Annotated in this window: 9 protein-coding genes; all 9 read left to right on the forward strand. The window is 59.5% G+C overall.

Annotation, left to right across the window (positions count from 1 at the left end):
• The first annotated feature begins 38 nt into the window (after nucleotides 1-38).
• The 9 genes from ACNA0J_RS29245 to ACNA0J_RS29285 all read left to right on the forward strand — a co-directional run bounded on the left by ACNA0J_RS29245 (nucleotide 39) and on the right by ACNA0J_RS29285 (nucleotide 8,495).
• Nucleotides 39-836 (forward strand): ferredoxin--NADP reductase, encoded by a 798-nt coding sequence (locus tag ACNA0J_RS29245; RefSeq protein ID WP_415822521.1) that lies wholly within the window; start codon nucleotides 39-41, stop codon nucleotides 834-836.
• Nucleotides 837-1,040: 204 nt separating this feature from the next.
• Nucleotides 1,041-2,255: a polyhydroxyalkanoate depolymerase gene (locus tag ACNA0J_RS29250; RefSeq protein ID WP_415822522.1), complete on the forward strand. Its 1,215-nt coding sequence runs from the start codon at nucleotides 1,041-1,043 to the stop codon at nucleotides 2,253-2,255.
• Nucleotides 2,256-2,273: 18 nt separating this feature from the next.
• A complete protein-coding gene (gene rsxB, locus ACNA0J_RS29255) occupies nucleotides 2,274-2,927 on the forward strand; it encodes an electron transport complex subunit RsxB (protein ID WP_415822523.1) in 654 nt (217 codons plus the stop codon).
• Nucleotides 2,928-2,929: 2 nt separating this feature from the next.
• Nucleotides 2,930-3,568, forward strand: coding sequence for an endonuclease III (gene nth / locus ACNA0J_RS29260; protein ID WP_415822525.1), 639 nt, complete (start codon nucleotides 2,930-2,932; stop codon nucleotides 3,566-3,568).
• A gap of 209 nt (nucleotides 3,569-3,777) precedes the next feature.
• Nucleotides 3,778-4,551: an ABC transporter ATP-binding protein gene (locus tag ACNA0J_RS29265; protein ID WP_415822526.1), complete on the forward strand. Its 774-nt coding sequence runs from the start codon at nucleotides 3,778-3,780 to the stop codon at nucleotides 4,549-4,551.
• Nucleotides 4,548-5,261 carry an ABC transporter ATP-binding protein gene (locus ACNA0J_RS29270; RefSeq protein WP_415822527.1) on the forward strand — a complete coding sequence of 238 codons (714 nt, stop codon included), beginning with the start codon at nucleotides 4,548-4,550 and terminating at the stop codon, nucleotides 5,259-5,261. Before ACNA0J_RS29265 ends, ACNA0J_RS29270 begins: the two co-directional genes overlap by 4 nt.
• 59 nt (nucleotides 5,262-5,320) lie before the next feature.
• Nucleotides 5,321-6,535 (forward strand): ABC transporter substrate-binding protein, encoded by a 1,215-nt coding sequence (locus ACNA0J_RS29275; RefSeq protein ID WP_415822529.1) that lies wholly within the window; start codon nucleotides 5,321-5,323, stop codon nucleotides 6,533-6,535.
• A gap of 92 nt (nucleotides 6,536-6,627) precedes the next feature.
• Entirely contained in the window at nucleotides 6,628-7,515 is an 888-nt protein-coding gene (locus ACNA0J_RS29280; RefSeq protein ID WP_415822530.1) for a branched-chain amino acid ABC transporter permease, read from the forward strand.
• Nucleotides 7,512-8,495 carry a branched-chain amino acid ABC transporter permease gene (locus tag ACNA0J_RS29285; RefSeq protein WP_415822532.1) on the forward strand — a complete coding sequence of 328 codons (984 nt, stop codon included), beginning with the start codon at nucleotides 7,512-7,514 and terminating at the stop codon, nucleotides 8,493-8,495. Before ACNA0J_RS29280 ends, ACNA0J_RS29285 begins: the two co-directional genes overlap by 4 nt.
• The last annotated feature ends 173 nt before the right edge of the window (nucleotides 8,496-8,668 follow it).

An 8,668-nucleotide genomic window follows, 5' to 3' on the forward strand; every position in this document is an offset into this window, starting at 1 on the left:
CCGCGCTACTCGCGGCCNCACGCCCGACTACGTTCTAGATGACAGAATCCAAGTACACGCGCCAAACCGTCACCCATGTGCAGACATGGGTCCCCGAAAAACTGTTCTCGGTACACGTGACCCGCGATCCGGCCTTTACGTTCCAGGCCGGCCAATTCGCACGCGTGGGGCTGCCTGAGGCGAACGACCCAGACGGCGAACCCACGCTGTGGCGCGCCTACTCCATGGTCTCCGCCCCTCACGAGGACCGGCTCGAGTTCTATTCCATCGTGGTGCCCGACGGGCAGTTCAGCCCACGGCTGGCGCAACTGCGCCCGGGCGATGCCCTCTACGTCGACAAAACGCCCTTTGGCTTTCTGACCATCGAACGATTCCCCCAGGGCGGCGACCTGTGGCTGCTGGCCACGGGAACGGGCCTGTCAGCCTATCTATCCATCCTGCGCGATCCTGCTACGTGGCAGGCATTTCGACGCATCGTTCTGGTCCATGGCGTGCGATCCGCCAGCGAGCTGGCCTATCGAGACGAGATCGAAAACTGGTCGCAGCAGCCCGCCTACGCGGACTATTTCAAAGAAGATCCGCGCAAACTGATCTACCTGCCTATCGCCACGCGCGAGACTATCCCAGGCATGCCTCAGGCACGGCTGACGACCTTGATCGAAAACGGCGGTCTCGAGCAGCTCGTCGGCCAGCCCCTGGACGCCCAGCAGTCCAAGATCATGCTGTGCGGCAACCCCGCCATGCTGAGCGAGGCCCGCAAACTGCTCGCGGCACGCGGATTTGCGCCCGGCCGGCGCGGGATTCCCGGTAATTTGGCCGTCGAGAATTATTGGTGACCTGCCTTTTCAGGCAAAATGTTGTTTTTTAGGGACAAAATTCGCGCTTTTGCGCCCGACTTGCCAGACGAATTAGATATATCCTTACTCGAAATAGTAATAATCAATTCGACGTCTGGACGCGCTCCGACGGATAGTCCGGTTCATTCATGGACGCCTTGGCCAGCTCTGCTGCCCTTGCTCAGTTAAAGGACCCTCGCCTAGATGCTGTATCACTTACATGAAATGCAGCGAGCATTCCTGACGCCTCTCGCCGCATTCACCGACGCCAGCTCGCAATTATTTTCCAACCCGTACAGCCCGCTGGCCTACACGCCGCTCTCGCGCCAACTGGCGGCCAGCTGTGAATTGATGCACCGGCTGGGCAAGGAATATCAAAAGCCGGCCTGGGGACTGCCCGCCACCGAGATCGACGGCAAACACGTCGAGGTCAAAGAAACCGTCGCCCTGGCACAGCCGTTTTGCCGCCTCGTGCATTTCGAGCGTGCCGTGCGCCGCAACGATCCGCGCGTGCTGCTTGTCGCCCCGCTGTCCGGCCACCACGCGACCCTGCTGCGCGACACCGTCCGTGCGCTGCTGCCCAATCATGAGGTCTACGTCACCGATTGGGTCGATGCGCGCATGGTCCCGATGGCGGCTGGCCCCTTTCATCTGAACGACTACGTCCGTTATATCCAGGAATTCATCCGTCATCTGGGCCCAGACGTTCATGTGATCTCGGTCTGTCAGCCGACAGTGCCCGTCCTGGCGGCCGTGTCGCTGATGGCCACCGCGGACGACGCCCATCAGCCGCGCAGCATGGTCATGATGGGCGGCCCCATCGATCCCCGCCAATCCCCCACTCAGGTCAATCGCCTGGCCACGACCAAGCCCTATTCCTGGTTCGAAAGCCAACTGATCGACACCGTGCCTGCCCGTTATCCGGGCGCTGGCCGGCGGGTCTACCCCGGCTTTCTCCAGCATGCCGGATTCGTGGCGATGAATCCTGATCGCCATCTGAAATCCCACTACGATTTCTACCTGGACCTGCTGCGCGGCGACGACAGCGATGCCGAGGCCCATCGGCGCTTCTACGACGAATACAACGCCGTACTGGACATGCCCGCCGAGTTTTATCTGGACACCATACGCATCGTGTTCCAGGAATTCCAACTGCCCAACGGTACCTGGACGGTCGGCAAACAGACGGTCAAACCTGCCGACATCAAGCACACCGCGTTGCTGACCATCGAAGGGGAACTGGACGACATTTCCGGCCAGGGCCAGACGCGCTCAGCGATCTCGCTATGCAGCGGGATTCCGGCGGCACGCAAACAGCACTACACCGCGAAAGGCTGCGGCCACTACGGCATTTTCTCGGGCCGGCGGTGGCGCGAGCTGATCTGTCCTAAAATTGCGGAGTTCATCCGTCAGGCATAGCCCTGACGTGTAACGATCATGTCCTGTCTTACCCTTGCCGACCGTATCGACGCCTTGCTGCCTCAGACACAGTGCACAAAGTGCGGCTACGACGGCTGTCAGCCTTATGCCCAGGCGATTGCCGATGGCGCAGCGCCCATCAATCGTTGTCCGCCAGGGGGTGACGATGGCATTGCCGCCCTCGCCGCGTTACTGCACACGGCCGTCCTGCCGCTGGATCAGACTCGCGGCGAGCCCGGCCCGCTGCTGGTCGCGCGCATCGACGAGGCGCATTGCATCGGCTGTACGCTTTGCATACGCGCCTGTCCGGTCGATGCCATCGTGGGCGCCAACAAGCGCATGCACACCGTGCTCACCGACTGGTGCACAGGTTGCGACCTCTGCGTTGCTCCGTGCCCCGTGGACTGCATCGACATGGTGCCCGCCAATCGGGCCTGGACATCGGCCGATGCAGACGCGGGCCGCCAACGTCATCGGGCGCGGCAATTGCGCCTGGCGCGCGAAACGGCGCACAACGAGCGGCTCATGGCCGCATCGGCTGAATTAGACAGCCCTGCGCCTCTAGCCGCCGCACAGCCTCCAGCCATCAGCACCGACGACGAAACGCGTAAACGCTCGGCCATCGAGTCCGCCCTGGCGCGCGCCCGCGCACGCCGTACCGCCTCCACTTAAATATGAACGCTGCAAAACGCCGGGCCATTTTTGAACGCCTCAAAGCTGCCAATCCGCACCCTACGACCGAGCTCGAATACGACACGCCCTTTCAATTGCTGATCGCGGTGCTGTTGTCGGCCCAGGCCACCGACAAATCCGTCAACATCGCCACGCGCAAATTTTTCCCGCGCTACGGTACGCCCAAAGCGATAGCCGACCTAGGCGAAGAAGGATTATCGGAATACATCAAGACCATCGGCCTCTATCGCACCAAGGCAAAAAACGCGATCGCCACCTGTAAGCTGCTGCTCGAACACCACGGTGGCGAGGTCCCACAAACACGGGAAGCCCTCGAGGCCCTGCCCGGGGTCGGCCGCAAAACCGCCAACGTCGTACTCAATACTGCCTTTGGTCAGCCGACCATGGCAGTCGATACGCATATCTTTCGGGTATCCAATCGCACCGGCATCGCGCCGGGCAAAAATGTGCTCGAAGTCGAACACAAACTAGTCAAATTCGTCCCCGCCGAATACATGCAAGACGCCCACCATTGGCTGATTTTGTTGGGTCGTTATATCTGCGTCGCACGCAAACCCAAATGCCCGCAATGCGGCATTGCAGATTTGTGCGAATACAAACATAAAACCCCGCTGCAATAATGCAGACATAACCCTGCCATCCCTTTGGATGGCAGGGTTATTTGCTTGTTACCGTTGATTATTCCAGGTATTTGGGCAGCGCATTGTCGGCTGGCCGACAATGCGTAATGCCGCATTGCAATACCTATGAAAAACCCTCATGGAATTTTCAACCGTAGATGCGCATACTCGCCGCAACTCTTAAAAAAGATAATGCGGGTGCCGCGAGTATGGATGACATAATCCTGGAGACAAAGGGCCTCACGAAAGAATTTCTCGGCTTCGTTGCCGTCAACGGGGTGAACCTGCGCGTCAAGCGCGGGCAAATCCACGCGTTGATCGGCCCAAACGGTGCAGGCAAAACCACCTGCTTTAATCTGCTGACGAAATTTCTCGCCCCGACCAAGGGCCAGATTCTCTTTAACGGCACTGACATCACCCGCGACCGCCCTGCGCAAATTGCGCGGCGCGGCATTATCCGCTCATTTCAGATTTCGGCCGTATTCCCGCACCTGTCGGTCCTGGAAAACGTACGCATCGGCCTGCAGCGCAAGACAGGCTTGTCATTTCATTTCTGGCGTAGCGAAAAACAACTGAATTCGCTCAATGCAGCGGCGCTCGCGCTGCTGGAACAAGTCGACCTCGGTGCATTCGCCAACGAAATCACAGTCAATTTGCCTTACGGCCGTAAACGCGCACTCGAGATTGCGACGACATTGGCCATGGAGCCCGAACTCATGTTGCTGGACGAGCCCACGCAAGGCATGGGCCACGAAGACGTAGACCGCGTGACCCAACTAATCAAACGCGTCAGCCAAGGGCGCACGATCTTGATGGTCGAGCACAACATGAACGTCATCTCGTCCATCGCCGACACCATCACCGTGCTGGCACGCGGCGCGGTGCTCGCAGAGGGCCCCTACGCAGAGGTGTCGCGCCATCCCGCAGTCATGCAAGCGTATATGGGCACCACGGAAGGAGCATTGCAAGGAGCACACGCATGAGTACGCTCGCCCTCGAAATCTCCGGCTTGCAAGCCTGGTACGGCGAATCGCATATTCTGCATGGCGTAGATATAAAGGTAGGCCAAGGCGAAGTCGTCACCCTATTGGGGCGCAACGGTGCAGGCCGTACCACTACCCTGCGTGCGATCCTCGGTTTGACGGGCTCACGTAAAGGCTCGGTACGGATCCATGGCACCGAGGCCATTGATCTGCCCACCTACAAGATCGCGCATTTAGGCGTCGGCTACTGTCCCGAAGAACGTGGCATCTTTGCCAGCCTGTCGTGTGAAGAAAACCTGCTGTTGCCTCCCCCGGTTGGCGGCGCGTTGGGTGGAGGCATGTCGTTGGCCGAAATCTACGACATGTTTCCCAACCTGCAAGAACGCCGCAATTCGCCAGGCACGCGCCTATCCGGCGGCGAGCAACAAATGCTGGCCGTTGCACGCATCCTGCGCACGGGTGCCAATCTGCTGTTGCTGGATGAAATATCCGAAGGGCTTGCCCCCGTCATCGTGCAAGCCCTCGCCCGCATGATCACCGCCTTGAAACAACGCGGGTACACCATTGTGATGGTCGAGCAGAACTTCCACTTTGCGGCGCCGTTGTCTGATCGTTTCTATGTCATGGAACATGGCCAGATCGTCGAGCACTTCGAAGCCCATCAACTTCAAGAGAAACAGGATACGCTGAACGAACTGTTGGGCGTATAAGAATCCTGTCGTTCGCCGCATTGACGGCATCCATAAAAGAGAAGCAAAGGAGTCATCCCATGAAGCTGCATCACATCACTGCCGTGCTGGCCCTGGCGGGTCTGGGATTGGCCGGGCTACCCGCCCAGGCACAAGGTATCTCCGGCGATGTCATCCGCATCGGTTTCATCACTGACATGTCGGGCGTCTATTCCGACATCGACGGTCCGGCCGGCGTCGAAGCCATCCGCATGGCGATTGCCGATGCGGGCGGTGCGATCAATGGCAAAAAAATCGAGCTCGTCACCGCAGACCATCAAAACAAAGCCGACATTGCCTCGAGCCGTGCGCGCGAGTGGTTCGACCAACAAGGCCTGGATGTCCTGATCGGCGGCACCAACTCCGCCACCAACCTGGCCATGGCAGCCGTTGCAGCAGAAAAGAAACGCCCCTTTATTTCCATCGGCGCGGGTGCATCGGACCTGACCAACGCACAATGCACCCCGTACACCGTGCACTATGCCTACGACACCGTCGCATTGGCACGCGGCACGGGCTCGGCAGTCGTGAAAAACGGCGGCAAGAGCTGGTTCTTCCTCACGGCTGACTATGCGTTCGGCCATGCGCTCGAACGCGACACCAGCGCCGTGGTCAAGGCCGCCGGCGGCGAAATCAAAGGCGCAGTGCGCGCACCGCTGGCCACTGCCGATTTCTCGTCATTCCTGCTGCAAGCCCAAGCCTCCGGCGCTCAGATCCTGGGCCTGGCCAACGCGGGCGGCGACACGATCAACTCGATCAAAGCCGCCAATGAGTTCGGCGTCACGCAGACCATGAAAATGGCGGGACTGCTGATCTTCATCAACGACATCCATTCCTTGGGTCTGCAAGCCACGCAGAACATGTACCTGACCGATAGCTGGTACTGGGATCAATCCGACGCAGCCCGCGCCTGGTCGAAGAAGTTCGAAGAAAAGGTCAAACGCAAGCCTTCCAGCCTGCAAGCCGCCGACTACTCCTCGGTCGCCTTTTACTTGAACGGCGTCAAGGCCACCGGCACCGACGACGGCGATGCGTTGATGAAATGGATGAAGTCCAACAAGATCAACGATTTCTACGCCAAAGACGGCTACGTGCGCGAAGACGGCCGCATGGTGCACGAAATGTACCTGATGCAGGTCAAGACCCCCGCAGAATCCAAAGGCCCGTGGGACTACTACAAGGTCGTTGCCAATCTCCCAGGCGACGAGGTCTACACCAAGCCCTCGGAATCAACCTGCAAACTCATCAAGAAGTAATCCGCTGATCCTCGAGGCGCCCTGACCCTCTACCCGAGCCAGGGTGCCTCGAATCAGCACGCATCCATCCGAACGCGCAGGATTCTTGCCACATGACTGATTTATTCGGCATACCAATACAGGCCTTGCTGGGCCAATTGCTTCTGGGCCTGGTCAATGGCTCGTTCTATGCCATGCTGTCCCTGGGTCTGGCTGTCATCTTCGGACTGCTCAACGTCATCAACTTCGCGCACGGCTCGCTGTACATGCTGGGGGCATTTGTCGCGTGGATGGGGTTGTCGTACTTCGGCCTGAACTACTGGGTCATGTTGATCCTGGCGCCGATCGTCGTGGGCCTGTTCGGCATCATCATCGAAAAACTGCTGCTCAAGCATCTCTACAAACTCGATCACCTCTACGGGCTGCTGCTGACCTTTGGCTTGACGCTCTTGATCGAGGGATTGTTCCGCAGCTTTTACGGCGTATCGGGCCAGCCCTACCCCACGCCCGACGCCCTGCGCGGCGCGACGAATCTGGGCTTCATGATCCTGCCCAACTATCGCGGCTGGGTCGTGATCGCGTCGATCACCGTGTGCATGGCCACCTGGTTCGTCATCGAACGCACCCGTCTCGGTGCCCTGCTGCGCGCCGGCACGGAAAACCCCAAACTCGTCGAAGCCTTTGGCGTAAACGTACCGCGCATGGTTACCCTGACCTATGGTTTCGGTGTCGCCCTGGCCGGCTTTGCAGGCGTACTCGCCGCACCGGTACTGCAAATATCGCCCCTGATGGGTTCGAACCTCATCATCGTCGTCTTCGCCGTGGTGGTGATCGGCGGCATGGGCTCAATCCTGGGCGCCATCGTCACAGGCCTGGGACTCGGTGTGATTGAAGGCCTGACCAAAGTATTCTGGCCCGAGGCTTCGAGCACCGTCGTATTCATCATCATGGCCATCGTCCTGTTGCTTCGCCCCGCCGGGTTGTTTGGGAAAGAGAAATGAATCGCCAATTACTCTGCTACGCGGCGGCGGCCATCATTGTGGCCCTGTTGCCCTACGTGGGCGTATATCCCATCTTTGCCATGAAGGTGATGTGCTATGCACTGTTTGCCTGCGCCTTCAACCTGCTCTTGGGATACACCGGCCTGCTCTCATTCGGCCATGCCGCATTCCTGGGCAGCGCAGCCTATGCAGCGGGACATGCCATCAAGATATGGGGATTCCCCACCGAACTGGGCCTGATATTCGGCACCGCTGTCGCCGCCGCACTCGGCCTTGTCATGGGCTTGCTGGCCATTCGCCGCAGCGGCATCTATTTCGCGATGATCACGCTGGCCCTGGCGCAGATGGTCTTTTTCTATTTCCTGCAGGCGCCCTTCACCGGTGGCGAAGACGGCCTGCAGCGCGTCCCGCGCGGCACACTGCTGGGCTTTATTGACCTGAGCAATGACCTGAATCTCTACTACGTGGTGATGGGGATCTTTGCGATCGGCTACTTCATCATCTGGCGCACCGTCCATTCGCCATTCGGCCAGGTACTGCAAGCACTGCGCGAGAACGAGCCGCGCGCCTTGTCATTGGGCTATGACGTAGACCGGTTCAAACTGCTCGCTTTCGTTTTATCGGCCGCGATCGCCGGCCTCGCAGGCGCAACAAAGACACTGGTGTTCGTATCCGCCACACTGTCCGATGCGACGTGGCAGATGTCGGGGCTGGTGATTCTGATGACGCTGGTCGGTGGGCTGGGAACATTGACCGGTCCTATTCTGGGAGCCTTTATCGTTGTGCTCCTGGAAAACAAAGTCGGCGACTTCGGGCGGTTCATGGCCAACGTAACGGGCAATGAATGGTTCCTGCGACTGGGTGAATCGGTCACGATCGTCATTGGCCTGATTTTCATCATCTGCGTGCTGGCGTTCCGGCGTGGCATTGTGGGGGAATTGCAGGCGTTTGTGGCTCGGCGGCGGGTTTCTTCTTCGTAGAACGTTCGTTTGTATGGATCGCCGGATTTGGAGCGTTTGCTGATGCCGGTGTTGAGTTCTTTAGGCGTCCCGGGTGCGTGCCTGAGTGCGGCGCCGGGCCTATCGCNCGGACTCGGCCCATGACCAGGGGCCTCGGCCCGCTTCGCGGNCTAAATCCGCGCTCAACGGCCCGG

This window comes from Bordetella tumbae (assembly GCF_965139195.1).
Classification (GTDB): domain Bacteria; phylum Pseudomonadota; class Gammaproteobacteria; order Burkholderiales; family Burkholderiaceae_B; genus Bordetella_A; species Bordetella_A tumbae.

Coding starts and splice junctions, on each gene's coding strand:
- ACNA0J_RS29245 (WP_415822521.1), top strand. CDS start 39: ATGACAGAATCCAAGTACACGCGCCAAACCGTCACCCATGTGCAGACA.
- ACNA0J_RS29250 (WP_415822522.1), top strand. CDS start 1,041: ATGCTGTATCACTTACATGAAATGCAGCGAGCATTCCTGACGCCTCTC.
- rsxB (WP_415822523.1), top strand. CDS start 2,274: ATGTCCTGTCTTACCCTTGCCGACCGTATCGACGCCTTGCTGCCTCAG.
- nth (WP_415822525.1), top strand. CDS start 2,930: ATGAACGCTGCAAAACGCCGGGCCATTTTTGAACGCCTCAAAGCTGCC.
- ACNA0J_RS29265 (WP_415822526.1), top strand. CDS start 3,778: ATGGATGACATAATCCTGGAGACAAAGGGCCTCACGAAAGAATTTCTC.
- ACNA0J_RS29270 (WP_415822527.1), top strand. CDS start 4,548: ATGAGTACGCTCGCCCTCGAAATCTCCGGCTTGCAAGCCTGGTACGGC.
- ACNA0J_RS29275 (WP_415822529.1), top strand. CDS start 5,321: ATGAAGCTGCATCACATCACTGCCGTGCTGGCCCTGGCGGGTCTGGGA.
- ACNA0J_RS29280 (WP_415822530.1), top strand. CDS start 6,628: ATGACTGATTTATTCGGCATACCAATACAGGCCTTGCTGGGCCAATTG.
- ACNA0J_RS29285 (WP_415822532.1), top strand. CDS start 7,512: ATGAATCGCCAATTACTCTGCTACGCGGCGGCGGCCATCATTGTGGCC.